This window comes from Streptomyces sp. IMTB 2501, from assembly GCF_001953885.1.
GTDB lineage: Bacteria > Actinomycetota > Actinomycetes > Streptomycetales > Streptomycetaceae > Streptomyces.
The window spans coordinates 67,689-92,743 of the sequence record NZ_MQUS01000027.1 but is presented as its reverse complement, the minus strand read 5'-3'; the positions used below and the strand labels follow the sequence as shown (position 1 = coordinate 92,743).

Genomic DNA, 25,055 nt, shown 5'->3' with positions numbered 1-25,055 from the left:
TGGGCGGTCAGCCGGACTGGGACTGCCCGCCCCCGAGGGCGCCGACCGCGGCCCGCGCCGCCTGGATCGCCCCCTTGTTGATCTCGTCCGTGTCCGGAGCCTTCTTCGTCTCGAAGTCGCTGCCGTTGTAGGTGACGATCACCAGGGCGTTGGACACCTGGACCATCACCACGCCCTCCCGGGTCTGCTGCTTGTCCTCGGTGGTCAGATTCACCACGGAGTAGGCGCTGTCCCCGAGCCCCGGCACCGCCCCGCCGCCGCTCTTCGCCTTCACCCGCTGCTGGTACTCCTGCTGCGCCTCCTGCGCCGACCCGCTGAGCTCGAACGAGACGTCGAGCCAGCGGTAGTCGTAGCCCTGCAGGGCGTTCCAGGAGCAGGTGCGGCGCAGCTTGGTGTCCGTCGACGGGATCTCCTTGCCCTGCGTCTTCGCCCCGGGCACCAGGGACTTGACGGTCGCCGCGGGCACGCTGGTGCACGGGGATGGCGCGGAGGAGTACGCCTGCGAGGCCGCGCCGCCGGACGACGGGCCGGAGGATCCGGAGGAGGACTGGGCGGGCGTCGTCCGGGCCGTCTGATGCCCGGCCGCCGCCGACGATACGGCCGGTCCGGACGTCAGCGCCCAGCCGGCACAGGCGAGGACCGCGACCGGCGAGATCCGCGCGGTGAGGGCCAGCGGCAGAGGAAGAGAACGCACGGCGCACTTCTCGTGGGGGAGGGGGTGCGGAGGGGGACCGCATGGTGGACGGAGACGACAGTGTCACACGAGTCCCCGTGGGGCGGAAGTGGGGAACGCGCTGCGTGCCCGCACGATCACGGCATCCTGTTCGCAACATACCGATCTGCCCGTTTTGCTCCCGGAGTTGGGGAAGGGACCTCCTTTGAGAGACGTCCCGCAGGCCCACCGCTACGGCACCCTCGCAGTCCACTCCGGGGAGATGAACTTGGTCCGCGCCAGTTCCTTCGCGCGCGTCAGCTCCCCGTCCGTGATCTTGCCCGGTGCCAGGCCGTACCGCACGCGGAACGACTCGATCATCCGGTCGATGACCGCCTCGCGCGGCAGCCCGGTCTGCCGCCGCAGCGGATCGACCCGCTTCTTCGCGCTCGCCGTCCCCTTGTCGGACAGCTTCTCCCGCCCGATGCGCAGCACCTCGACCATCTTGTCGGCGTCGATGTCGTACGCCATGGTCACGTGGTGCAGTACGGCGCCCGGACCGCCGTCGGGCCCGACGATCCGCTTCTGCGCGGCACCCGCGATCTTGCCCTGGTCCGTCGCGATGTCGTTCAGCGGCTGGTACCACGCCCGGATGCCCAGGTCGCCGAGGGCACCCAGCACCCAGTCGTCCAGATAGGCGTAGCTGTCCTGGAAGGACAGGCCCTGCACGAGCGACTCCGGCACCGACAGGGAGTACGTGATCGTGTTGCCGGGCTCCACGAACATCGCGCCGCCGCCGGAGATCCGCCGCACCACCTCGATGCCGTGCCGCGCGGCACCTTCGGCGTCCACCTCGTTGCGCAGTGACTGGAAGCTGCCGATGATCACCGCCGGGGCGCCCCACTCCCACACTCTGAGGGTCGGCGGCCGCCGACCCGCGGCGACCTCGGCGGTCAGCACCTCGTCCAGCGCCATGTGCAGTGCGGGCGGCTGCGGGCCCTCGTGGACCAGCTGCCAGTCGTAGTCGGTCCAGTCCGTGGCGCGGGCCAGGGCCCGGCGCACCGCGATGGCGACACCCTCCGAGGTCAGGCCGTACATCACCGTCCCCGCGGGCAGCGCCGCGTCGATGCGCGCGGCCAGCCCCGCCGCGTCGGTGTCCACCGGGGCACCCTCCAACGCGCGGTTCACCGCGTCCAGCGCCTCGTCCGGCTCCAGGAAGAAGTCGCCCGCCACGCGCACATGCCGCAACACGCCACCCTCGGCCGCCACATCCACCACGACGAGCTTCCCGCCGGGCACCTTGTACTCACCGTGCACTTGCCTGGGCCTCCGTTCCTGCCGTACGAGATCAACGCCGCAGGTCGTCGCCGTGTTCCCCGGACGGCGATCACGCTCGTACGATCACCTGGAAGACGTACCCGAGCCCTGGAGGCGCCCGTGTTCACCACCCGGCCCACCCTGCAAGGCACCTTCGGGATGGTGTCCTCCACGCACTGGCTGGCCTCCCAGTCGGCGATGGCGGTACTGGAGGACGGGGGCAACGCCTTCGACGCCGCCGTGGCCGGCGCGTTCGTGCTGCATGTGGTGGAGCCGCACCTCAACGGCCCGGCGGGCGAGGTGCCGATTCTGCTCGCCCCGGCGGGCGGCGAGGTGCGGGTGCTGTGCGGGCAGGGCGTGGCGCCGGCCGGAGCCACCGTCGCGCACTACCGGGGGCTGGGGCTGGATCTCGTCCCCGGCACCGGACCGCTCGCGGCCGCCGTGCCCGGTGCCTTCGACGCCTGGCTGCTGCTCCTGCGCGACCACGGCACGAAGTCCCTGGACGACGTCCTGAAGTACGCGATCGGATACGCCGAGCACGGGCACGCGCCCGTGGAGAGGGTCGGCGCGACCGTGGAGACCGTACGGGAGCTGTTCGAGACGGAGTGGACCTCTTCGGCGGAGGTCTATCTGCCCGGCGGGCGGGCGCCCCGGCCCGGGCAGCTGCTGCGCAATCCCGCGCTCGCCGGCACCTGGAAGCGGCTGCTCGCCGAGACCGCCCGGGCCGGTGACCGGGAGGCCCGGATCGACGCCGCACGCGAGGTGTGGCGCTCCGGATTCATCGCCGAGGCGCTGGTACGGCAGTCCCGGCGGCCCACGAGGGACACCAGCGGCGAACGGCACACCGGCACGCTCACCGAGTCCGACCTCGCCGGCTGGTCGGCGGCCTACGAGACCCCGGTGACCTACGACTGGAACGGCTGGACCGTGTGCAAGGCCGGCCCCTGGAGCCAGGGCCCCGCCCTTCTCCAGCAGCTCGCCCTGCTCCCGCCGGAACTGCCCGCCTACGGCTCCGCCGACTACGTCCATCTGCTGATCGAGGGCTGCAAGCTCGCCATGGCCGACCGCGAGGCATGGTACGGCGACGCCGCCGAGGTCCCGGTCGCCGAGCTGCTCTCGGACGACTACAACGCCGTACGGCGGGCCCTGATCGGCGCCAAGGCATCCTGGGAGCTGCGGCCCGGCAGCCCAGGCGGACGCACCCCGCGGCTGCCGCCGCAGGCGTACGCGCGCGTGGAGACCGGCAGCGGTCGCGGCTTCGACCCGCTGGGCGCGGGCGAGCCGACCGTCGCCGAGCTGCCCGGCGAGCCGACGACCGCCGAGCTGTCCGGTGAGCCGGACGTGGGCGGCGACGGCCGCACTCGCGGTGACACCTGCCACCTGGACGTCGTCGACCGTTGGGGCAACATGATCGCGGCCACCCCCAGCGGCGGCTGGCTGCAGTCCAACCCGGTCGTTCCCGGGCTGGGCTTCCCGCTCGGCACCCGGCTGCAGATGACCTGGCTGGCGGAGGGCCTGCCGAACTCCCTCACCCCGGGCCGCCGCCCGCGCACCACCCTCACCCCGTCGCTCGCGCTGCGCGACGGGGTGCCGGTCCTGGCCTTCGGCACGCCCGGCGGCGACCAGCAGGACCAGTGGCAGCTGCACTTCTTCCTCGCCGCCGCGCTGCGCGCCCCGGTCCGCGGCGCCCTCGACCTGCAGGGCGCGATCGACGCCCCGAACTGGCACAACGACAGCTTCCCCAGCTCCTTCTACCCGCGTGGCTGCCGCCCCGGCAGCGTCACCGTGGAGTCCCGTACGGACGGGGACGTGATCGAGGGGCTGCGGCGGCGCGGCCACGACGTCAGGGTCGGCCCGGCCTGGTCCGAAGGGCGCCTGTGCGCGGTGGCCCGGGACCCGGAGACCGGCGTGCTGTCGGCGGCGGCGAACCCACGCGGGATGCAGGGCTACGCGGTGGGCCGCTGACGACACGCCCAGGCGCTAGGCGCGGTGCGACCCCCGTTCTTCATCTCGATTCCACCCGGTGTGCACCGCGGAGGCGGGGATTGTCAGTGGGGCATGCTCTCATGGAGGCATGATCGAAGACACGGAAACCATCGACGAGTTTCTCGCGCGCTGCTCGGCCGACGTGGAGGAAGCGGTCCGCAAGGCGGCCGCGGCCGAGATCCTGCCCCGCTTCCGCCGTCTCGCCGCGCACGAGGTGGACCAGAAGAGCGGCCCCCACGACCTGGTGACGGACGCCGACCGGCTGGCCGAGCTGCGGCTCACCGAGGACCTGGGCGCACTGCTGCCCGGCTCGGTCGTGGTCGGCGAGGAGGCGGTGCACGCCGACCCGGCGACCTACGCGGCGATCCAGGGCGACGCGCCGGTGTGGATCGTCGACCCGGTCGACGGCACCCGCCAGTTCGTGCACGGCGACGACGGGTTCTGCACCCTGGTCGCACTCGCCCACCGGGGGGCCGTCCTCGCCTCCTGGACCTACGCCGCGGCACGCGACCAGCTCGCCACCGCGGTCCGCGGCCAGGGGGCCTTCCTCGACGGCGAGCGGCTGATCGCGGGCCCGCCCGCGCCCGGCCGGGACCTCGTCGTCGCCACGTCGCACCCGGACTACACCACCGACGAGCAGAAGCGCGCGCTGCACGCCCTGTGGACCGACGGCTTCGCCCCCCGAGCCTGCGGTTCGGCGGGCCTTGAGTATCTCGCCGTCGCCCGGGGCGAGTTGGACGCCGTGGCGTTCTCCTGGGAGGCGGCCTGGGACCACGCGGCGGGTCTGCTGCTGGTCGAGGAGGCGGGCGGCGCGCATCTCACGCGCACCGGCGAGCCGTTCAGAGTGACCGGTGGCAACGCCCTGCCCTTCACCGCGGCCCGGGACGCCGCGACGGCCCACCGGGTGGCCGAACTGTTGCGCACGGCAGTCTGAACCCCGGACCGGCCCCCGCCGGAGGATTCCCCTCCGCCCGCACCGGTCGGTCCACCCGGTCACCCGCCCCGGGGGAGTGTCAGCCCTCCGGCATATCCTGAACGCAGAGTGGCCATCGGCTGACACAACCCCGAGTGGCCATCGGCCGACGAAGGGGTCCGAAGGTGCCGTCGATGCTCGATGCGGTCGTGGTGGGAGCGGGACCGAACGGACTGACCGCTGCGGTGGAGCTGGCCCGCCGTGGCTTCTCCGTCGCGCTGTTCGAGGCGAAGTCCACCGTGGGCGGGGGCGCCCGCACCGAGGAGCTGACCCTGCCCGGCTTCCGGCACGACCCGTGCTCGGCCGCTCACCCCCTCGCCATCAACTCACCCGCGTTCCGCGCCCTCCCTCTCGACCGCTACGGCCTCGAATGGCTGCACGCCGAGCTGCCGATGGCGCACCCCTTCCTCGACGGCACCGCGGCCGTGCTGTCCCGCTCGGTGGCCGAGACGGCCGCCTCCTTCGGACCGCGTGACGCGGGCGCGTACCGCAGGCTGGTCGAGCCGTTCCTCGCCCACTGGGACACCCTCGTACGGGACTTCATGTCCCTGCCGCTGACCGCGCTCCCGCGCGACCCGGTCACCCTGGCCCGGTTCGGGCTGGCCGGGCTGCCACCGGCCACCTGGCTGCTGCGCCGCTTCAAGGACGAGCGGGCCAAGGCCCTCTTCGCCGGCCTGGTCGCGCATGTGATCGCGCCGCTGGACGGCCTGGCCACCGGCGCCGTCGGCCTGGTCTTCGCGCTGGCCGCGCACGCCCGCGGCTGGCCGGTGCCCCGCGGCGGCTCCCAGGCGATCTCCGACGCCCTCGCCTCCTGCCTGCGGGACCTCGGCGGCGCCGTACACACCGACTACGAGATCAAGCGCCTGGACGACCTGCCGCCCGCCCGGGCGTACGTCTTCGACACCTCGCCGACCGCGCTCGCCCGCATCGCCGGCTTCGGCGACCACTACGCCCACTACCGCTACGGCCCGAGCGTCTTCAAGATCGATTACGCGCTGGACGGCCCGGTGCCCTGGACCGCGCCCGAGGCCCGCGCCGCCGGCACCGTCCAGATCGGCGCGAGCCAGGCCGAGATCTCCACCGCCCTGCGCGCCGTCTCCCGCGAGGGCCGCGCGCCCGACCGGCCGTTCCTGATCACCGTCCAGCCCAGCGTGGCCGACCCGACCCGCGCCCCCGAGGGCAAGCACGTCTTCTGGGCGTACGGCCATGTCCCGAACGGCTGGTCCGGCGACCTCACCGATGCCATGGAACGCCAACTGGAGCGCTTCGCCCCCGGGTTCCGCGACCGCGTGCTCGCCCGCGCCGTCGCGGGCCCCGCCGAGCTGGCCGCGCACAACGCCAACTACGTCGGCGGCGACATCGCCTGCGGCGCGGCGTCCGGACTCCAGCTGCTGCTGCGCCCCAGACTGTCCCTGTTCCCCTACCACACCCCGCATCCGGCCGTCTTCATCTGCTCCTCGGCCACCCCGCCGGGACCCGGCGTGCACGGCATGTCGGGCCACAACGCGGCCAAGGCCGTATGGCGAAGACTGAGGCAGACATGACCACCATCACCCTCGTCCAGGGGGACATCACCCGGCAGAGCGCCGACGCGATCGTCAACGCCGCCAACTCCTCCCTCCTCGGCGGCGGGGGCGTCGACGGCGCGATCCACCGGCGCGGCGGCCCCGCCATCCTCGAGGAGTGCCGCGCCCTGCGCGCCTCCCGCTACGGCAAGGGCCTGCCCACCGGCCAGGCGGTCGCCACGACGGCGGGCGAACTTGACGCCCGCTGGGTCATCCACACGGTGGGACCCGTGTATCAGGTCTCAGGCGGTGATCCTTCCCTTCTTGCCTCCTGTTACCGGGAGTCGCTTCGCGTGGCCGACGAGTTGGGTGCCCGGACGGTGGCGTTCCCGGCGATCTCCACCGGCGTCTACCGGTGGCCGATGGACGATGCGGCCCGCATCGCGGTGGAGACGGTGCGCAACACGCCGACAGCGGTGGAAGAGGTGCGGTTCGTCCTCTTCGACGACCGGGCGTACGACGCGTTCGCTCGGCAACTCGACTGACGAAAGCCACGGCGCGACCGACCCATGGGGCCCGCGGCCCGGACGCCGTGCCGCCGTGGAACGCCACCCCCTGTTTTCCTCAAGTTCCCTTCCACACCCTGGACACCTGGCTACCCGTCAGTAAGGGTGGGCCCGGCCGCCGCGAACAGGACCGGTACGCGGGGTCATGTTCCGTTGTTCTCAAGGGTGTCAGGGGGATTCATGAGCGGGATCAGTCGGCGGCGGTTCGTGGCGGGGGCGTCCGCGGCGGGGGCGGGAGCCGCTCTCTGGCCGGGGCGGGCCATGGCTCGGGAACGGGCTCTCGCGGTCAGCGCCGCCCGGGCCGTACGGGTCGACGGGACCACCCTCGAACAGGCCGCCATGCCTGCCGGCGACGGGGCCTACAAGCGGCTCGTGGCTGGACCCGGGTGGCCGGTCGTCGTACGGCAGGAGTTGTGCGGGGCCGGGAGCGGGCGGGACGGGCGGCGGACCGGGGCCGCCTCCTTCGTGCAGTTCACCGATCTGCATCTCACGGACACCGAGTCGCCGGTGCGGTTCGAGTATCTGGCGCGGTTCAACGACAGCGCGCACCGGCCGCAGGAGACGCTGACCGTGCGGGGCGCCTCATCGCTCGTCGAACGCGTCAACGCGGTGCGGCAAGGACCGTACACCGGGCTGCCGTTCAGTCTCGTCATGGCCACCGGTGACAACACCGACAACCACGAGCGGATCGAACTGGACTGGTACCTGACCGTCATGAGCGGCGGGCGGATCACCCCGAACAGCGGTGATCTCACCCGGTACGAAGGCGTGCAGAACTCCGGGAGCGGCCAGTACTGGAATCCCGAGTCCGCGCTCCAGGACGCCTACAAGGCCAAGGGGCTGCCGCAGATCCCCGGACTGCTGAGCGGCGCCATCCGGCCCTTCGAGGCGCCCGGGCTGAGCGTCCCCTGGTACACCACGGTCGGCAACCACGACGACAGCATCGAGGGCAGCCTGCCCGACCTCGGTCTGCTGGGTGACCTCTACACCGGGTCGCGGAAGGTGGAGGGGTGCGACGACGCCACCGCCGCCCGGCTGGCGGACGCCCTGCTGCACGACCCCGGTGAGGCCGCCGTCCTGCTCGGCCGGCTGCTGACCAGCGGCGGTTCGATCCGCACGGTCACGCCCGACGAGCGGCGTCAACCGTTCACGCCCGCCGAGTTCGCCCAGGCCCACCTCGACCCCGCGCACACCGGCGCCGGTCCCGTCGGCCACGGCTTCACCAAGGACTCGGTGAGCAGCGGCCACCTCTACTACACCTTCGAGCTCGCCGACGGCGTCCTCGGCATCAGCCTCGACACCACCAACCGCGCCGGATTCGCGGACGGTTCCCTCGGCACCGCCCAGCTGAACTGGCTGCAGTCGGTCCTGGAGGCGAACAGCGGGCACTGGTACGACAGCGACGGCCGTGTGGTGCGCGGCGGGTCCGGCGGGCGGCTCGTCGTCGTGTTCAGCCATCACACCAGTGGCACCATGGGCAATCTGCTGCCCGATCCGTACCGCCCCTTCGAGGGCCGGCACAGCGGTACGGAACTCGTCGCCCTGCTCCAGCGTTTCCCGAATGTCGTGGCCTGGGTCAACGGGCACACCCACACCAACCAGATCATCCCGCACGGCCACGCCGTCCCGGAGCGCGCCTTCTGGGAGATCAACACCGCCTCGCACGTGGACTATCCGCACCACGCCCGGATCATCGAGATCGCCGACAACCAGGACGGCACCCTCTCGCTGTTCACCACGCTCATCGAGTCGGCGGCACCGTACCGGACCGACTTCGCGGACACCTCGGACCCCGGCCTCGCCGCCCTCTACCGCGAACTGGCCTACAACGATCCGTACGCCACCCCCGCCACCCGCATCGGCACCGCCGCCGACCACAACACCGAGCTGCTGCTCACCAAGCCCACCACCACCTGATTCTTACGTTCCGACACCTTCTACATTTGCCGTCTTACGCAATTACGCAGCTATTATTCCCGGGACCACACACACGTCGCGGGGAAGCCGGAGGCTGCGGACATGACCGGCGTGAAGAGCTTCTCCGTCTCGGGCTACGGCCCCGAACGTCCGAGGTGGACGCGGCTCTTCGCGCGCGACTCCGTGACGCGCCGGCTGGACTGGCCGATACTGCTGGCCGCCCTCGCCCTGTCGACGATCGGCTCGCTGCTGGTCTACTCCGCGACCCGCAACCGCACCACCATCAACCAGGGCGACCCGCACTACTTCCTCGTCCGGCATCTGATGAACCTCGGCATCGGGTTCGTCCTGATGACCGGCACGATCTGGCTGGGCCACCGCGCCCTGCGCAACGCCGTGCCGGTCCTCTACGGCCTCTCCCTCCTGGGCGTGCTGCTGGTGCTCACCCCGCTGGGCGCCACCATCAACGGCAACCGCAACTGGATCGTGCTGGGCGGCGGGTTCTCGCTCCAGCCCTCGGAGTTCGTGAAGGTCTCGATCATTCTGGGCATGGCGATGCTGCTCTCGGCCCAGGTCGACACGGGTGACCGGACCTATCCCGACAGCCGCACGGTGATCCAGGCGCTGGGCCTGGCCGCCGTACCGATCATGGTCGTCATGATGATGCCCGACCTGGGCTCGACGATGGTCATGACGGTCACGATCCTGGGTGTGCTGCTGGCCTCGGGCGCGTCCAACCGCTGGGTCTTCGGGCTGCTCGCCGTCGGTGTCGGCGGGGCGGTCGCCGTGTGGCAGCTGCATCTGCTGGACCAGTACCAGATCAACCGCTTCGCGGCCTTCGCCGATCCGAACCTGGATCCGTCCGGGGTCGGCTACAACACCAACCAGGCCCGGATCGCCATCGGTTCCGGCGGTCTGACCGGGCAGGGGCTCTTCCACGGAGCCCAGACCACCGGGCAGTTCGTGCCGGAGCAGCAGACGGACTTCGTGTTCACGGTTGCCGGGGAGGAGCTGGGCTTCGTCGGCGCCGGCCTGATCATCGCCCTGATCGGGGTCATCCTGTGGCGGGCCTGCCGGATCGCGCGCGAGTCGACCGAGCTGTACAGCACGATCGTCGCCGGCGGTATCGTCGCCTGGTTCTCCTTCCAGTCCTTCGAGAACATCGGCATGGCGCTCGGCATCATGCCGGTCGCGGGCATTCCGCTGCCGTTCGTGTCGTACGGCGGCTCGTCGATGTTCGCCGTGTGGGTGGCCGTGGGGCTGCTCCAGTCGATCAAGGTCCAGCGGCCTCTGCAGGCCTGACGCGGGACGTCACCGTCACCGCGACCGTCGAGCTCTCCCCGAGCGCGGACGTGGTGCGGGTCCAGCCCTGGTCCGACTTGGCGCTGCTCCACCGGCGGCCGTCGAACGTCACGGACGTGGCGTGCAGCGCGGTGGCGTGGCAGACCAGCCACAGGGCCAGGGACCAGCCTGTCGCCGGCTTGTCGACCGGGTAGGTGACACCGCCGGGCACGGAAACGGCAGCCGGCTTCCGGCCGAACTCCCGCCCGACCGCGACAGGGACACCGGTGCCGCTCCCGGGTACGGCGCCCGCGGTGCCGCCCGCCCCGGTCGCGTCCGCCCCGGCCGCCCCGGCACCCGCCGCATCGGCTCCGGTCGGGGCCGCGGTCACCTCTGCCCCCGCCACCGTGCAGCTCAGCGCAGGCCCCTCCCGCCCGGTCAGCACCGCGGCCAGCGTCGCCGCCGTGCCCTCATGCTGGGCGTAGGCCTCCGGGTAACCGCTGTGCTGCACCTTCTGCGCGGCGACGGTGACCGGCAGGTCGAGGTAGTCCGGCACGGCGGCCAGCGCGTCGAAGAACCTCCCCGACGCGTAGACGGGATCGCGGATCTGTGCCGGGCTGCCCCAGCCCTGGGACGGGCGCTGCTGGAACAGGCCGAGGGAATCGCGGTCGCCGTAGCCGAGATTGCGGAGCTTGGACTCCTGGATCGCGGTCGCCAGGGCGATGGTGACGGCCCGCTCCGGCAGGCCGCGGGCATGGGCGACGGCCGCGACGGTCGCGGCGTGGGAGGCCTGGTCGAGGTCGAGCGAGACGGTCGTACCGTCCGTGCCCTGTGCTGTGCATTCGTCGGGGGTCACCGAGCGGATGAACCGGACGGTGAGGTAGCACACGAGCGCCAGGATCACGCCCACTCCGATGATGACCAGCCACGCCTTGCGGCGCCCCCACCTGCGTGCCGCCACGCCGCCCCTCCTCTTACCCGCCCTCAGCTACAGTTGCGCTGTTGCGCAACCTTACAACCATGTTGACCATGGTCCGGAGCGGGATTCCGGAGCGGTGGATCCGATCGAGGGGGAAGGCATGACTGGTCGGCGTCGACCGGCGAAACTGGCAGTGCGGCCGGCGAGACAGGCGGGGCAGCCGAGTGACCGGACACGGGAGCTGGTCCTGCTGCTCGGCGCCATCGTCATCTGCTGGTACGGCTATGCCGAGACGGCCCTCGCCCTCACCGGGCAGCTGCCTTCCGACATGGTGGTGACGTGCGCGGTCGCGGCCGTACTGCCCCTGGCGTGTCACCTCGTCGCACGCCGGTTCGCCCCGCACGCCGATCCGCTGATCCTGCCCCTGGCCACCCTGCTCAGCGGCTTGGGGCTCGTCCTCATCCACCGGCTCGACGTCGCCTACGGGACGCACTACCACCACTCGGCGCCCGCGGCGTCGGGGCAGCTGATGTGGTGCGGTATCGCGGTGGTGGTGTTCGTCGCGGCGATGGCGCTGCTCAAGGACCACCGCAGGCTGCAGCGCTATCCGTATGTCACGATCACCGTGGGACTGGTCCTGCTGATGGCGCCGGCCTTCTACCCCGGCGACGTCTACGGTGCCAAGCGGTGGATCTTCATCGGCCCGCTGTCCTTCCAGCCGGGCGAGTTCGTGAAGATCGTCATCGTGGTCTTCTTCGCGGGGTATCTGACGCTTCGCAGGGACGCCCTCGCGCTCGCCGGCCGGCGCTTCCTCGGCATGTATCTCCCGCGCGGGCGGCAGCTGGGCCCGGTCGCGGCCGTGTGGATACTCAGCCTGCTGGTCCTGATCTTCGAACGGGACCTCGGTACCTCGCTCATCTTTTTCGGCCTGTTCGTGATCATGCTCTACGTCGCCACCGAGCGGACCAGCTGGGTGGTGTTCGGCGTGGTCGCGTTCGCCATCGGGGCCTTCGTCGTCGGTTCCTTCGAACCGCACGTCCACGGCCGTGTCGTCGCCTGGCTGCACCCGATGGACATCTTCCTCCCGCCCGACCAGCGCCCGCCGGGGCTCGTCTCGGACCAGGCGGCCCAGGCCCTGTTCAGCTTCGGCTCGGGCGGCATCCTCGGCAGCGGGCTCGGCCAGGGCCACCCGGAACTCATCGGCTTCGCCGGACGCAGCGACTTCATCCTCACCACCGTCGGCGAGGAACTCGGGCTGACCGGCGTGACGGTCGTCATCCTGCTCTACGCCCTGCTCGCCGAGCGCGGCCTGCGCACGGCCCTGACCGTCACCGACCCGTTCGGCAAGCTGCTCGCCGGCGGCTTGGCCTCGGCGCTCGTCCTCCAGGTCTTCGTCGTCGTGGGCGGTGTCACGGGGCTCATCCCGCTCACCGGCAAGGCCCTGCCCTTCCTCGCCCAGGGCGGCTCGTCCATGGTCGCCAACTGGCTGCTGGTCGCCGTCCTGATCAAGGTCAGCGACACCGCCCGCCGGCCGCCGCCGGCCCCGGCCACGGACGTCAGCGCCGCCGAGACCCAGTTCGTCCGGCCGTGACCCCGGCGTACCTTCCCTTCCCGCCGGTGAAGGCGAGGAACGGCGTGCAGAGCGCCGAAGCCGCGGTCCACTGGGAACCGGGGCCGTAGTTCAGGCCGGCCGCCGCGTCCGGCTTCGGCGACGGAGCCATGGTTCGGGTTTCCCGTTGTCACCGGCTCGGGGCAGGGTCGTGGTGTCCTGCCCCGAGCCGGGGACGGCGAGCCGACGTTTCACTCGAACCCTCGGCCGGCCTCCGGTACGAGGGCCAACGGCACTGCCTCATCCAGCAGTTCGGGGACGGGCTCGACGATCGGCAGAATGATCTGCTCCGGGAACGCGTCCGCCCGGTGCAGATCCTTGATCAGCGCGTCGATCTTCTCCTCGGTCGTCGACGCCATGACGAACACGTGGGCATAGTCACGCCGCCGGATCTTCTCCGGTTTGCTCTCCTGCGGATTCATGACCACTTGCTGCGAGGACAGCGACCACTTGGCGACCAGTTCGGGGTTGGGCTTGCGGAAGCGGACCGTGAGGGTCCCCGGAGTCCGTGCCACCCAGAGATCGACGCCGATGTTGTTGGACAGGCGCTTGAGCTGCTGCTCCAGATAGCGGGCGAGCCGCTGCGCCCGCAGGATTCCCGAGATCTGCCGGTCGTAGGAGTGCTTGGCCAGGTAGTCCCAGAGGATCACCGGCGAGAAGCCGTTGCGCGAGCCCGCGAACGTGGTGTCCGGCGAGCCGATGTACTGGGGCGAGGCGGGTGGCCTGAGCTGGTACTTGACCTTGGTCATATAGATGCCGCACGGCCAGGGCGCCCCGGGCCACTTGTGCCCGCTCATCGCGATCGAACTGATCATGTCCACGGACGGTGCCTCGGGAACGCCCACGCGCGGCAGCCGGAGCCCGAAGTCGAACTCGGTCATCCTCACTTCCGGCACATGCGCATAGCTCGGGTTGTCCTCCGCCATGCGCAGGAAGGGCGCATAGGCGGCGCCGAGCGCACCGTCGACATGGATCCAGAAACCACGCCGGACGTCCTTCTTCCCCTTCTCGTACTCGATCTCGCGCTCGACCAGGTGGTACTGCTCGAAGATCGGGAGCAGTTTTTCGCACACCGCGAAGACGTTGTCGTGCGCGCCCTTGAAGGTGCTGCCGAGGTTGAGACTGACCATGACGGGGTGGCCGTTCCTGGCGAAGAACTCGACCAGGGAGGCCAGCTTGTCGATGTCGATCTCCCCCGGCCCGTCGGCCGAGGACTCGGTGCCGGTCAGCGAGGGGACCTCGGTGGGCCATGGCCCACCGAGCGGATTGGCGTTCTTGTACCGGGGCTCGCTCATCGCCATCTCGTGGAAGGTCTGGAAGCCCAGCACACGGACGGCCTTGGTGAAGGAGTAGTGGGTGTCCTCCGAGTAGAAGACCACCGGTCGCAGAGCGTTGCGCCGCTTGCGTTCCGCCTCTTCCCCGTCCTCCGCCGCGAAGGTCTCGGCCGTGACCTGGCCCTGTACGTACAGCATGCCGTCGGCCGGACGGGTGGGGTCGACGATCAGCGCCTTGCCCGACAGATAGTCACGCGCGTTCCAGAGGGCGTACATGTTGCCCTCGGTGGACCCCATGGAGAGCATGTAGCCCCAGTAGGACTCCGGGTCGTCGGCTTTGTGCGGCCACTTGGCGTTCCACAGCGCCGCGTAGTAGTCGAGCACGGCGCGCTCGACGACCTTGGTGTTCGGCTTGTAGCCACCCGAGCGGAAGGGGTCGCCGACGTTGTTGACGTGGTGCTCCATGAACCGGGACAGGTCCGCCTTGTAGCCGTCCATGTCCTGGTTGACCTGGTAGCCGAGCATGTGCTCCCGCTTGCGGGTCAGATGGTCGTCCAGGTCGTCCAGCGCCTTCAGCCGCTGTTCCTTGGTCAGCCCGGACGGCGGGAGCTGGTACTTCTGGTCGGGCAGCTCCTCCTCCGCCGGATAGACGGTGCACGGGTCGAACACCGGGTCGCTGATCGGAGCCGGGAATCCGTCCGCCAGCCCCTGCGACATCAGGATCTGCGACCAGGGCATGTGTTCCGGACCGTAGGGGACACTGGAGCGGTGGATCCCAGCCGTGCGCCCTTTCTGCGTCATGCGCTCATCCTCCAGAGATTCCGTGGTGCGATGTGTGCACACGCGATGTGTGCACACATGTACGGAATCGATCCTTCATTCGCACTGGAGTGCCCGCCATGCACGTCGATCGATCGAGTGACGATGTTCGATCATCGCTCATGTGTGCGTATGTGTTATGTGTGGCACGCGGAATGGCCACACGACCGCGAATGGCGTCAGGTGGCCGGCCGGGAGCAGGTCACGTCCTTGGCCGGAAGGCGCCCGGTCGCGAGATAGGCGTTGACCGTGGCGTCCACGCAGGAGCTGCCGAAGACGCCGTACACCGCGTGCTGGTCCGCGCCGCGCAGGGTCACCAGGCGGGAGCTGGGCCAGTTGCGGTGGACCGTCACGGCGCTCCGGTAGGTGGTGCGCGGGTCGCCGGTGGCGTTCACGAGCAGAGCCGGCAGGTCGCCGCGGATCGTCGTGGGGCGTTCGCGCGGCGGGTCCCAGAACGCGCATGCGTTGATGTCGTTCGAGACGGGAGCGAACAGCCTGTCCCGCGCCCCGGCATGCCGCAGATCGCGCCAGTAGGCCTCCGGGTCGCGCGGGCCGGCCATGTCGCCGCAGAGGATCGACGTCTGAGCGCTGCCGTAGGTGGAGTCGTGCCCGGTCAGCAGGAAGTCCAGGGTGCCGGCCAGCCAGGGGGACGGGGAGACGGCCCGGCCGTCCGCGGCCCGGCGCAGGTCCCGCACGGCCCGGGCGAGATCGCCGTAGGCCGAGGGGTTGTCCTGGGAGAGGCCGTTGAAGACGACGACGGGCAGGATGTGCTCGTCCACGCGGTGGCCGCCGAGCCGCAGGGGGGTGCGCGCGGCGGCCGACTGAACGGCGTTCACGGTCGCCAGCACCGCGCCCCGGGTCCGCCCGAGACCGTAGGCCGCATCATGCGCGGCGGCCCAGCCGGCCCAGTCCCGCAGGGCGTTCCGGTTGGCCTGCTCCGTGCCCCGCAGCAGCCTCGGACCATAGCGGGCGGGGTCGATCACGCCGTCCAGGACCACCCGGCCGGTGCGGTCCGGGAACATCGTCGCGTACACCTGGCCGAGGTAACTGCCGTACGAATACCCGAGATAGGAGATCCGGTGTTCGCCCAGGGCGGCGCGGATCACGTCCATGTCGCGGGCAGTGTTCCGGGTGGTGGCGTACGGCACCAGGTCGCCCGCGTGGGTACGGCACCGGCGGGCGAGGTCCGCGGAGAAGGCCACCATGCGGTCGAAGCCGGCGCGGCCGCCGCCCGCCCCGCGGAACATGCTGCCGGTGGGCCAGCGGCAGTCCAGCGGGGTGCTCCGGCCGACGAAGCGCGGGTCCACACCCACCACGTCGTAGCGTGCTCCGACGTCCTTCATCGCCTTGCGCACCCACGGCGGATCGCCGATCGTCTGCCCGCCGGGCCCGCCGCTGTTGAGCAGCAGCGCGCCGACGCGGTGGACGGTGTCGGTGGCCCGGATCCGGGAGATCGCGACGGTGACGGTACGGCCGCCGGGGCGCGTGTAGTCCAACGGCACGGTGACGTGGGCGCATTGGGCACCGGCCTGCTCCAGTTCCTTGCCCGTGGTGTCGTCGGGGCCGAGCCGGCAGCTCTTCCAGTGGAGGTGCTGGTGGTGGTAGCGGGCGAGGGGGTCCGTGGCCGCGGTGGCGGAGGGAGCGGCAGGGGCGGCGCCCAGGGTGAGGGCCCCCGCGAGACACAGGGCAGCCGCTGTGGCGGTCCGCACGGCCGAGCGGCGTGCGCGGCCGGTGCGCGGGCGGTGCCCGGTGCCGTGGAAGAGGGAGGCGGTCATACGGGTGTCCTTTCCGACGTGCCCCGCTCGCAGAGGGCCTTGTCGACGACGTCGAAGAAGTCCAGTTCGGCCTGGAGCGTGGCCGGTATCTCGTTCAGGGCCACGGCGACGCTCCGGCCGCTGGGGCCGACGGCGACCAGCGCCCGGTGGCCGCCGGGCACCGTGCCCGCGTGGCCCCACCAGGTGCCGCCGCAGGACAGGGGCGAGGAGATCAGCCCGAGCCCGTAACGGGCGCCGGGCCAGAGCCGGTCGGGATCGGCCGCCACGGTCCGCCGCATCTGGGCGAGTTGGGCCGCGGGCAGCAGCCGGCCGCCGAACAGGGCGGTGGCGAACCGGTTCAGGTCGGCCGGAGTGGACACCAGCGCTCCGCCGGTCCCGCCGAAGGTCATGTTCCAGCTCGTGCCGTCGGTACGGCGGCCGTCGCCGGCGGTGAAGTAGCTGTGCGAGTGCGGCCCTTGAAGGCGGGGGTCGTCTCCGGGCCAGTACGTGTCGTGCAGGCCGAGCGGCGCGATGACGCGGTGGGTGATCTCCGTCTCGGGCGTGTGGCCGGTGACGGCCCGCACGATCAGCCCGGCTATGACGTAGTTGGTGGTCGCGTAGTGCCAGCTCCGCTTCGGGTGCGGCAACCGGAGCGCCTGGGCGACGAGTTCGCGCGGCTCGAAATGCCGGTACCGCGACCGATCGGGGTGCTCCCACGCGGGTGCGTCGAGGTAGTCGGGGAGCCCGCTGGTGTGCTGCAGGATCTGCCGTACGGTGATCCGGCGGCCGTCGTACCCGGACCCGCGGATCAGGCCGGGCAGATAACGCTCGACGGACGCGTCCAGGGACAGGCGCCGCTCGGCGGCGAGCTGCAGGACGACCGTCGCGGTGAAGGTCTTGGTGACGCTGCCGATGCGCAGCCGGTCGGTGGTGTTCATCGGGCGGCCGGTGCGAAGATCGGCCACTCCGTCCGTCACGGACCAGCGCGCACAGGGCGCGTCCCCGACGGCGTCGTCGACGAGGACCGCGGCACCGGCGATCCGGTCGTGCGTGACCAGGTGGTGCACGGACCGGCGTAAGGCGTCATGTGTGCCGCACTGGTGGGGTGCCCGGGGTGGCGTCTGTGGTGCCGCCTGGGGTGGGATCTGCGCGGATGCCACGGGTGCGGCGACCAGCACGACGGCCGTCGCCGCGGCCGCGAGGCTGGTGTGCCTGCGGATTCCGGTACGCCTGCGGACCAAGGATTTCAGAAGGGGGATGGCCATGGCACAGCACGCTAGGCAGCGCGCGGGCCGCGATCACTCCGGCAGGCAGGCGGCTCGGTGAGGGGGACAGCACCAGTGCGCCAGGGGGAGAAATCCCCGCCCCCGTGGCGCGCCGGTGCCGGTCAGGCCAGTTCACGCAGGGTGTCGCCGAGCAGGGCCACCCCCTCGGCGATGGCTCCCGGTGCGCTGGCCGCGTAGCCGAGGACAAGGCCCGGGGGGCCGGGCAACTGCCGGTGCCAGGACAGTGGTTGGCACTTCACACCCCGGGCCAGCGCGGCGGCCGCGAAGTCGGTGTCGGGTACGTCCGCGGCGTAGGTGACGGTCAGATGCAGACCCGCCGCGGCGCCGTGCACGGTCCCGCCGGGCAGCTCCTCGGCGAGCGCGGCGATCATCGCGTCACGGCGGTCGCGGTGCCGGCGCCGCAACAGCCGTAGCTGACGCTCCAGTCCACCGGACTCCATCAGCCGGGCCAGCACCAGCTGCGGCAGTACCGCGTTGCCCAGGTCGTTGAAACGCTTGGCATCGACCAGATCCGCGCGATAGCGGGGCGGGGCCACCAGCCAGCCGATGCGCAGGGCCGGGGCGAGCAGCTTCGACACGCTGCCCATGTAGCACACCCGGTCGGCCAGCAGCGCCCGCAGCGCGGGGACCGGGGGCCGGTCGTAGCGGTGCTCCGCGTCGTAGTCGTCCTCCAGGATCAGCCCGCCGTCGCGCGCCCAGCCCAGCAGCTCACGCCGGCGCTCGCCGCTCGTCACCACACCGGTCGGGAACTGGTGGGCCGGGGTGAGCAGCACCGCGCGGGCTCCGGTCGCCCGCAGCGCGTCCACCCGCACCCCCTCCTCGTCGACCGGCACCGGCGGGGTGTCCAGGCCCCCGTTGCGCAGATGCTGGCGGCCCCCGAGCGAGCCCGGGTCCTCGACCGCCACGGCATCGATGCCGTCCGCCCGCAGCACCTGGTGCAACAGCGTGAGCGCCTGGGCGGTGCCCGCGACGATCAGCACCTCGTCCGGCTCCACCCGCACCCCCCGCATCCGCGCCAGCCAGTCGGCCACGGCCCGCCGCAGCGCGGGAGCGCCACGGGGGTCGCCGTAGCCGAGGTGCTCGGCGGACAGCTCGTCGAGCACAGCACGCTCGGCCCGCAGCCAGGCGGTACGCGGGAAGGTGGCGAGGTCCGGCCGTCCGGGAGTGAAGTCGACGGTGGCCGGGGCGTCGCGCAACGCGTCGAAGACGTCGGCACCGGGGGTGCGGGAGAAGGGCGACGCGGGGGACGGGAGAACGGGTGCGCTCAGGGACAGCGGGCTCGGAGTGGCGGAGAGCGGCGTGCCGGAGGTACGAGTGTTCGGCGCGTCCGGCGACAGGGTCCCGCGCAGGGTGGTGCGGAGCGTCCCCGGCCCGCCCTGCGGGCGCCTGCCCTGCGCGGCACGCGCGGTTTCTCTGGGCGCTTCGCCGTTCGCCCGCCCCCCGCCCCGAGACCCGGCGTCCGGGGAATCGAACGGCGCCGCCACCACCACCGTGCCGCCGCGGCGGCGCCCCTCCAGGTGGCCGTCCTCGGCGAGCCGACGGTAGGCCTCGGTGATCACCCCGCGGGAGACACGCAGTTCGGCGGCCAGCACTCGGGTGGGCGGAAGTCTGCTGCCCACCGCCAGTCGGCCGTCCCCTATGGCCTGCCGCAGCCGGCCGGCCAGCCACTCCGCCTTCCCGCCCTCGGGCAGATCGCCGACCGCCAGCTGCAGGAAGTCCGAGCCGCGGCCCGGTAGTTCGCTCGCGGCGCACCACGCCTCTCGGTCCTCGTTCACCCTGCCGATGCTGTCATGTGCCGGGCTCAGCCGCCGAAGACGAAGTCCGGGGCGGACGCGGTGAGCACGGCCGACTCCGCGCCCGCCCCCCAGTGCGCCGTGATCTCCTCCTCCACCGCCTTCAGCAGCTCGGGCACGATCGCCGCGCCGCCCTCGTGCATGGCCTCCGCCACCACCAGCACGCGGCGGGTGTGCTCCCCGACCGCCGAGTGGCCGCTCTGCCGATGGGTCCAGCGCCGGGCGTGCGCCCGGCCCGCGGAGTCGACGAAGGTCACCTCGCCGTGCGCGGGATGCTCGACGCCCCCGCCGAACGCCGTGTACGTCTCGTCGCCGGCGGCCGGCCGCACCTCCAGCAGCGGCCAGGCGACCCGGTCCACGTCGAGGACGGCCACCGGGATCGCGTACGCCACCGACAGCGCGTTGCACAGGTCGACCAGCGGATGGATGCGCGGCAGCGTGCCCTCCTTCCGGAGCCGCCGCAGCAGTGACTCCGAGGCACACCGGTACTGCGTCGGCTTCACCCCGAGCCGGCTGAACGTCCGCCGCCAGGCCAGCACTTCGGGAAACTCGCCCTCGGTGGCGCCGGCCAGCCGGTCCAGGGCGCGGGCGGTGTACTCGGCGGCGCGCGGCGCGGTGTCCACGCGGGCGTCGACGCCGGTGGCGCACAGCGCGGCTGAGGCCAGTTCGGGGAACGCGGCCCAGATGGTGTCCGCGTGCCGGAATCGCATGGTCGGGAGCCTCCTCGGGTTCGGGATCACCACCTTGCCGGGGTGATGGTCCGGTCACCAGGGCCAAAGCCAGTGCGTCTCACCGGTCCATAAGCACTGTGATGCGTCGATCACCGCGTCACCTGTCCATGACCGAGCCGCGGGCACCCGCAGCCGTCGGTGCGGCAGGAGGCCGAGGCCCGGGGCGGCAGCCAGGCCCGCCGCCCCGCCCATGGTCAGGGCGGCCGCGTGGTACTGGGATTCGCTGAGTCGCAGCCGCCGGGTCAGCGGCTCAGGCACCAGCAGGCCCGTCACCTGGCCGCCCATGACGAGGACTGGGCGTAGCGGAAGAGCGGTGCGCCGATCCGCAGCGGTCGTAGCCATTGATGGTGCTGGGACGTGCGTTCTTCTTGTCCTTTTTGTCCCTTGCAAGAGTTGCCGGCTCTGTCTTCAGCCGGCGGCTGGAGCCGGAGCGCGCCGGGCCCGCAGGGTCAGGACACGCTCCGCGTGATGCTCCTCGTGCAGGTCGACGCGGCGCGCGGTCAGCAGATGCCGGAGGCTGACGATGCCCTCGACACGCGGCCACGGCTCGCGGGTGACCACCAGCAGCCGGGTGACCTCGTGCTGCGCCATGCGGTTGGCGAGCGTCCGCAGGGTCTCGTCGGAATGGGCCGTGACCGCCGGCCGGGCCAGCTCGGCGAGCGGGGTGGTGTCCGCGGGGTCGGCGTGGATCAGTGAGCCGCGTGTGACGACACCGGCCAGCCCGCCGTCGGCGGCAAGCACCGGGTACAGACGCTGGGCGAGCAGCCCCTCGGGGTCGCCCGTCTCGTGCGCGGCGCGCAGCAGGGCGGTGACCTCGCCGGCGGCGCGGTCGGCGGCGAAGGTGACCGCGGCGGTCGTCTCCAACTGCCGTACGAGATGCACCTCCAGCGGGTCGATGGAGTACTCGCGGGTGAGATGCAGGCCGCGCCGGGCGAGTTTCTCCGTGAGCACGGACCGCTTCAGCAGGACCACCGACAGCAGATACGCGGTCGACGCGGTGATCACCATGGGGATCAGGGCGTTGACCTCGTGCGTGAGTTCCAGGCAGAAGACGATGCCCGTGAGCGGCGAACGCATGACACCGCCCAGCACCCCGGCCAGCGATACCAGGGCCCAGAAGCCGGGGCTGACGTGCGGGAAGGCCAGGGCCTCGGCCGCGCCCAGCGCACCGCCGACCATGAACAAGGGCGCGAGAACGCCGCCGGAGGTGCCCGAACCCAGCGACAGACCCCAGATCAGAGTCTTCACGACCAGGATGCCGACGATCAGCCCGACCGTGGCATGGCCGGTCAGCAGCGCGTCGATGACGTCGTAGCCGACGCCCAGGGCACGGGGTTCGAGCAGGCCGCCCACGCCGATGATCGCGCCGCCGATCGCGGGCCACCACATCCAGTGGATGCGCAGCCGGGAGAACAGGTCCTCGGAGAAGTAGACGAGCGCGGTGGCGCCCAGGGCCAGCAGGCCGGCCGCGGCCCCCGCGACCACGCACAGGCCGTAGGACGGCAGGCCGATACGTTCGGGCACGTGTGCGCCGCCGAAGAGCGGGTCGGTGCCGAGCAGGGGGCCGCGCACCAGGGTGGCGGTCACGGCGGAGACGGCGACCGGCAGATAGGAGCGGGGCCGCCACTCGAAGAGCAGCAGCTCGACCGCGAGCAGGATGGAGGCGAGTGGCGCGTTGAAGGTCGCGGCCATACCGGCGGCGGAACCCGCCACCAGCAGCGCCTTGCGTTCGTCCGTGGTGACCTTGAGGAACTGGGCCAGCAGGGAGCCCACGGCTCCGCCGGTCATGATGATCGGGCCCTCCGCGCCGAAAGGCCCGCCGGTGCCGATGGATATCGCGGCCGATGCGGGCTTCAACACGGCGACGCGCGGCTGCACCCGGCTGCCGCCCACGAGGATCGACTCGATCGCCTCGGGCATGCCGTGGCCGCGTATCTTCTCCGAGCCGTAGCGGGCCATGACCCCGATGACCAGCCCGCCCACCACCGGCATCAGGGCCAGCAGCCAGCGGTGCGGGGTGTCCGCGGGCACGGCGGGGCCGAAACCGGGGCGGCCGAGGAAGGCGAGGTTGGTGATCAGCGCGATCAGCTTCAGCAGACCGGCGGCCACCAGCGCGGCGACGGCGCCGACGGGGACGGCCAGCGCCGTGATCACGACGACGCGCGGGGGTACGTGGAAGTCGCCCAGGTGCGGGACCTTGAGCGCGGGCGGATGGTGACGGGTGGGGGAGTGGGCCAGAGGCCTGGCCGATGCCGGGGTGCGGGGCCTGGCGGACGTCTGTTGTGGCTGCGGCGGCATGGTGGCTCCGTGAGGGTCAGGGGCGGACAGGGCGTGGCGGGGCGGCCCGGTGCCCCGGTTCCGGTGTCGGGGCAGGGGGGCGGAGGGAACGGGCCGGGGCGGTGGCCTCTTCGGGCGACGCCGCCCATTCGGCAGGCGGGGGCGAGGCAAGCGGAGGAGGGAGGAAGTACGGGAGGTGACGGGCGTCGGGCATGGCGGACGGACGCGCCTCGTCGCGCGTCCGTCGGGTCAGGGATGGGGCCGGTGTCCTCAGCCGGGTGTGGCACGTGCGGAGTCGACCCGCCCGGGGCGCAGGATGCGCATCCTGCGCCCGCCGCACACCCGGCAGGTGTTCGCCGTGAGCGGGGACGGGACCCGAAGGCCCCCCGTGACGTGGTACTCGGCGCGCAGGTACCCCCGGGCATCCCGGACGTGCCGGATGTCGTAGGCGCCCTCCCAGGCGTGCCCGCAGCGCAGGCAAACGAAGGAATAGGCTTCGTGTATCGGCTCGGATCTCATCGTCATCACCCCCGGCACCGGAGCCGTCGCGCCCGCTCGGTCCGGTTGCCCGCAGCTTATCATTGCAGTCTGCAATGGTCGCTATGGGTAACAGGTGGTGTCCGGATCGTGGACAGCTGAAAGGGGAGCGAGGAGCGCATGGCCCAGCAGGACGGCGGACCGGAGCACGCGCCGGGGCAGGAGAGAGCGCCCGCCGAGACGCCGGCCGGGGCGGCGGGGGCCGAGGAGGCGGGGGGCGCTGTGGTGGGGGCCGAGCAGGAGCTGGACCGGGAGGCCGAGGCGGTCACTCTCGCGGTGATGGCGGCCTCCCGGCTGATCGTCGCCCTCTCCGCCCGTGCCCTCGCCTCGGTCGACGTGCCCCTCACCCTGCCCCAGCTGCGCTCCCTGGTCGCCCTGCACACCTGTGGTCCGATCAAACTCGCCGCCATGGCCGCCACGCTGGGCGTCACGCCGTCCACCGCGCTGCGCATGGTCGAGCGCCTGGAGACCCTGGAACTCACCGACCGACGGGTCAACCCGGACAACCGCCGTGAGGTCGTCCTGCGGCTGACCACCGCGGGGGAGGAACTGGTGGACCGGGTGCTGAGCCATCGCCGCGCGGCGATCCGGGCTCTGGTGGAACGTCTGCCCGCGCAGGAGCGCGCCGGTCTGGTCCCGGCGCTCACCGCCCTGACGGCCGCGGCCGGCGACCTGGACCCCGGTCTCGCCCCGGCCGAGGACACCGGCCGCCTGGCGGGCGTGGTCGACGACCCCCTGAACCCGGCGCCGTAGCGGGCCGGATCCCCGGACACCGTCGCCCCCGCCCGACGCCGTCGCGCCCGGCACACGACCGGCCGGACCCGGGCCCGAGGCCCCCGCGTCCCTCGTGGCATCATCGGCCGGGGTCAGGAACGCCGTCGTACGAGGAGCTCGATGAACCCCGCTGTCACCGTCCCCCCGGCCGTCGGTGCCGCTCTGCTGGACGACTTCTCCCTGGAGATGACCGGCAAGGACGTGCCCCGGCTGGAGGAGGCGCGGGGCAGCATCCCGCGGGGCACCCGGATCAACATCACCTTCCTCGCCGGTGAGGATCTCGGTATGCGGCTGGCGGCCGCCCGCGCGGTCAAGCGGCTCGGCTTCGTCCCCGTACCGCACATCTCCGCACGCCGTCTGCCCTCCCGCGCCGCCCTGGAGGAGTTCCTGTCCGGGCTGGCCGCGGACGGCACCGCCGAGAACGTCTTCGTCGTCGGCGGCGACCCCGCCCGGCCCGAGGGCCCGTACGACGACGCCCTCGCCGTCCTGCGCACCGGGCTGCTCCAGCGCCACGGCGTCCGCCACATCGGCATCAGCGGCTACCCGGAGGGCCACCCCGCGATAGCCGACGGCACCCTGTGGTCGGCGCTCACCGACAAGGCGGCGGCCATCGGCGCGCACCGCTTCGACGGCGACGTCATCACCCAGTTCGGCTTCGACGCCGACCCGGTCCTGAGCTGGCTGGAGGCCGCTCGCGCGCGGGGCGTGCACCTGCCCGTCCGCATCGGCGTGCCCGGACCGGCGGGCGTGCGCCGACTGCTCGGCTACGCCACCCGGTTCGGCGTAGCGACCAGCGCCTCCGTCGCCCGCAAGTACGGCTTCTCGCTGACCAACCTCATGGGCACGACCGGCCCGGACCGCTTCCTGCATGCCTTCGCCCAGCGTTACGACCCCGAGCGGCACGGCGCGGTGAAGGTGCACTTCTACACGTTCGGCGGGCTGCGCCACACCGCCGAGTGGATCACCGGGTTCCGGCGGACCGCCCCCAGCACACGCACGCCGTAGTCCCCCGGCCGCCTCTCGCCCCTTGGGTCATCTCCACGCCCGGATCGGGATCCCGGCAGGCCCGTGGACGCTGGTGTCGG

General features: G+C 72.1%; 20 protein-coding genes. 9 read left to right on the top strand and 11 right to left on the bottom strand.

The annotated features are described in order from the left end of the window. Positions 1–7: 7 nt before the first annotated feature. Together AV521_RS35080 and AV521_RS35075 are read right to left on the bottom strand one after the other, a co-directional pair. Positions 8–694 (bottom strand): hypothetical protein, encoded by a 687-nt coding sequence (locus tag AV521_RS35080; protein WP_076094342.1) that lies wholly within the window; start codon positions 692–694, stop codon positions 8–10. Positions 695–904: 210 nt separating this feature from the next. Beyond that, complete coding sequence (locus tag AV521_RS35075) at positions 905–1,969, bottom strand: biotin/lipoate A/B protein ligase family protein (protein ID WP_076094340.1); 1,065 nt, start codon at positions 1,967–1,969, stop codon at positions 905–907. A 120-nt stretch (positions 1,970–2,089) separates the two neighbouring features. Here AV521_RS35075 and AV521_RS35070 point away from each other — a divergent pair, with 120 nt between their 5' ends. The 6 genes from AV521_RS35070 to rodA all read left to right on the top strand — a co-directional run bounded on the left by AV521_RS35070 (position 2,090) and on the right by rodA (position 10,218). Further along, positions 2,090–3,934 carry a gamma-glutamyltransferase family protein gene (locus AV521_RS35070; RefSeq protein WP_076094339.1) on the top strand — a complete coding sequence of 615 codons (1,845 nt, stop codon included), beginning with the start codon at positions 2,090–2,092 and terminating at the stop codon, positions 3,932–3,934. A gap of 109 nt (positions 3,935–4,043) precedes the next feature. Next, complete coding sequence (locus AV521_RS35065) at positions 4,044–4,889, top strand: inositol monophosphatase family protein (protein ID WP_076094336.1); 846 nt, start codon at positions 4,044–4,046, stop codon at positions 4,887–4,889. A 164-nt stretch (positions 4,890–5,053) separates the two neighbouring features. Then, positions 5,054–6,472 (top strand): NAD(P)/FAD-dependent oxidoreductase, encoded by a 1,419-nt coding sequence (locus AV521_RS35060; protein ID WP_179023616.1) that lies wholly within the window; start codon positions 5,054–5,056, stop codon positions 6,470–6,472. Next, entirely contained in the window at positions 6,469–6,978 is a 510-nt protein-coding gene (locus AV521_RS35055) for an O-acetyl-ADP-ribose deacetylase (RefSeq protein ID WP_076094332.1), read from the top strand. Before AV521_RS35060 ends, AV521_RS35055 begins: the two co-directional genes overlap by 4 nt. 201 nt (positions 6,979–7,179) lie before the next feature. Further along, positions 7,180–8,916, top strand: a complete 1,737-nt coding sequence (locus AV521_RS35050) for a TIGR03767 family metallophosphoesterase (RefSeq protein ID WP_076094330.1) — start codon at positions 7,180–7,182, stop codon at positions 8,914–8,916. A gap of 102 nt (positions 8,917–9,018) precedes the next feature. Beyond that, the gene (gene rodA, locus AV521_RS35045) at positions 9,019–10,218 is read left to right on the top strand and encodes a rod shape-determining protein RodA (protein WP_076094328.1); all 1,200 of its coding nucleotides are present in this window, start codon (positions 9,019–9,021) and stop codon (positions 10,216–10,218) included. Here rodA and AV521_RS35040 read toward each other — a convergent pair. After that, entirely contained in the window at positions 10,190–11,158 is a 969-nt protein-coding gene (locus tag AV521_RS35040) for a heavy metal transporter (RefSeq protein WP_107481113.1), read from the bottom strand. The two genes, rodA and AV521_RS35040, sit on opposite strands and share 29 nt — an antisense overlap. A gap of 118 nt (positions 11,159–11,276) precedes the next feature. Between AV521_RS35040 and AV521_RS35035 the strand changes: the two genes are divergently transcribed. Further along, positions 11,277–12,707 carry an FtsW/RodA/SpoVE family cell cycle protein gene (locus AV521_RS35035; RefSeq protein WP_079249551.1) on the top strand — a complete coding sequence of 477 codons (1,431 nt, stop codon included), beginning with the start codon at positions 11,277–11,279 and terminating at the stop codon, positions 12,705–12,707. Positions 12,708–12,916: 209 nt separating this feature from the next. Here AV521_RS35035 and AV521_RS35030 read toward each other — a convergent pair whose 3' ends face one another. The 8 genes from AV521_RS35030 to AV521_RS34990 all read right to left on the bottom strand — a co-directional run bounded on the left by AV521_RS35030 (position 12,917) and on the right by AV521_RS34990 (position 23,178). After that, positions 12,917–14,800 carry a histidine decarboxylase gene (locus AV521_RS35030; RefSeq protein ID WP_179023614.1) on the bottom strand — a complete coding sequence of 628 codons (1,884 nt, stop codon included), beginning with the start codon at positions 14,798–14,800 and terminating at the stop codon, positions 12,917–12,919. Between the two features lie 197 nt (positions 14,801–14,997). Further along, positions 14,998–16,593 (bottom strand): alpha/beta hydrolase, encoded by a 1,596-nt coding sequence (locus AV521_RS35025; RefSeq protein WP_079249545.1) that lies wholly within the window; start codon positions 16,591–16,593, stop codon positions 14,998–15,000. Beyond that, positions 16,590–17,837, bottom strand: a complete 1,248-nt coding sequence (locus AV521_RS35020) for a serine hydrolase (RefSeq protein WP_079249544.1) — start codon at positions 17,835–17,837, stop codon at positions 16,590–16,592. Before AV521_RS35020 ends, AV521_RS35025 begins: the two co-directional genes overlap by 4 nt. Positions 17,838–17,959: 122 nt before the next feature. After that, positions 17,960–19,549: an aminotransferase class I/II-fold pyridoxal phosphate-dependent enzyme gene (locus AV521_RS35015; protein WP_079249550.1), complete on the bottom strand. Its 1,590-nt coding sequence runs from the start codon at positions 19,547–19,549 to the stop codon at positions 17,960–17,962. Between the two features lie 110 nt (positions 19,550–19,659). Further along, positions 19,660–20,361, bottom strand: a complete 702-nt coding sequence (locus AV521_RS35005; protein WP_079249543.1) for a B3/4 domain-containing protein — start codon at positions 20,359–20,361, stop codon at positions 19,660–19,662. A gap of 54 nt (positions 20,362–20,415) precedes the next feature. Further along, positions 20,416–20,667, bottom strand: a complete 252-nt coding sequence (locus AV521_RS35000; protein ID WP_107481115.1) for a respiratory nitrate reductase subunit gamma — start codon at positions 20,665–20,667, stop codon at positions 20,416–20,418. A gap of 123 nt (positions 20,668–20,790) precedes the next feature. Next, the gene (locus AV521_RS34995; RefSeq protein ID WP_079249542.1) at positions 20,791–22,680 is read right to left on the bottom strand and encodes a chloride channel protein; all 1,890 of its coding nucleotides are present in this window, start codon (positions 22,678–22,680) and stop codon (positions 20,791–20,793) included. A gap of 249 nt (positions 22,681–22,929) precedes the next feature. Continuing rightward, positions 22,930–23,178 (bottom strand): hypothetical protein, encoded by a 249-nt coding sequence (locus AV521_RS34990; protein ID WP_076094422.1) that lies wholly within the window; start codon positions 23,176–23,178, stop codon positions 22,930–22,932. A gap of 297 nt (positions 23,179–23,475) precedes the next feature. Between AV521_RS34990 and AV521_RS34985 the strand changes: the two genes are divergently transcribed. Next, a complete protein-coding gene (locus AV521_RS34985) occupies positions 23,476–23,949 on the top strand; it encodes a MarR family winged helix-turn-helix transcriptional regulator (protein WP_256725793.1) in 474 nt (157 codons plus the stop codon). Positions 23,950–24,090: 141 nt separating this feature from the next. Then, on the top strand, positions 24,091–24,975 hold the full coding sequence (locus AV521_RS34980) for a methylenetetrahydrofolate reductase (RefSeq protein WP_076094324.1): 885 nt from the start codon (positions 24,091–24,093) through the stop codon (positions 24,973–24,975). Positions 24,976–25,055 lie beyond the last annotated feature (80 nt).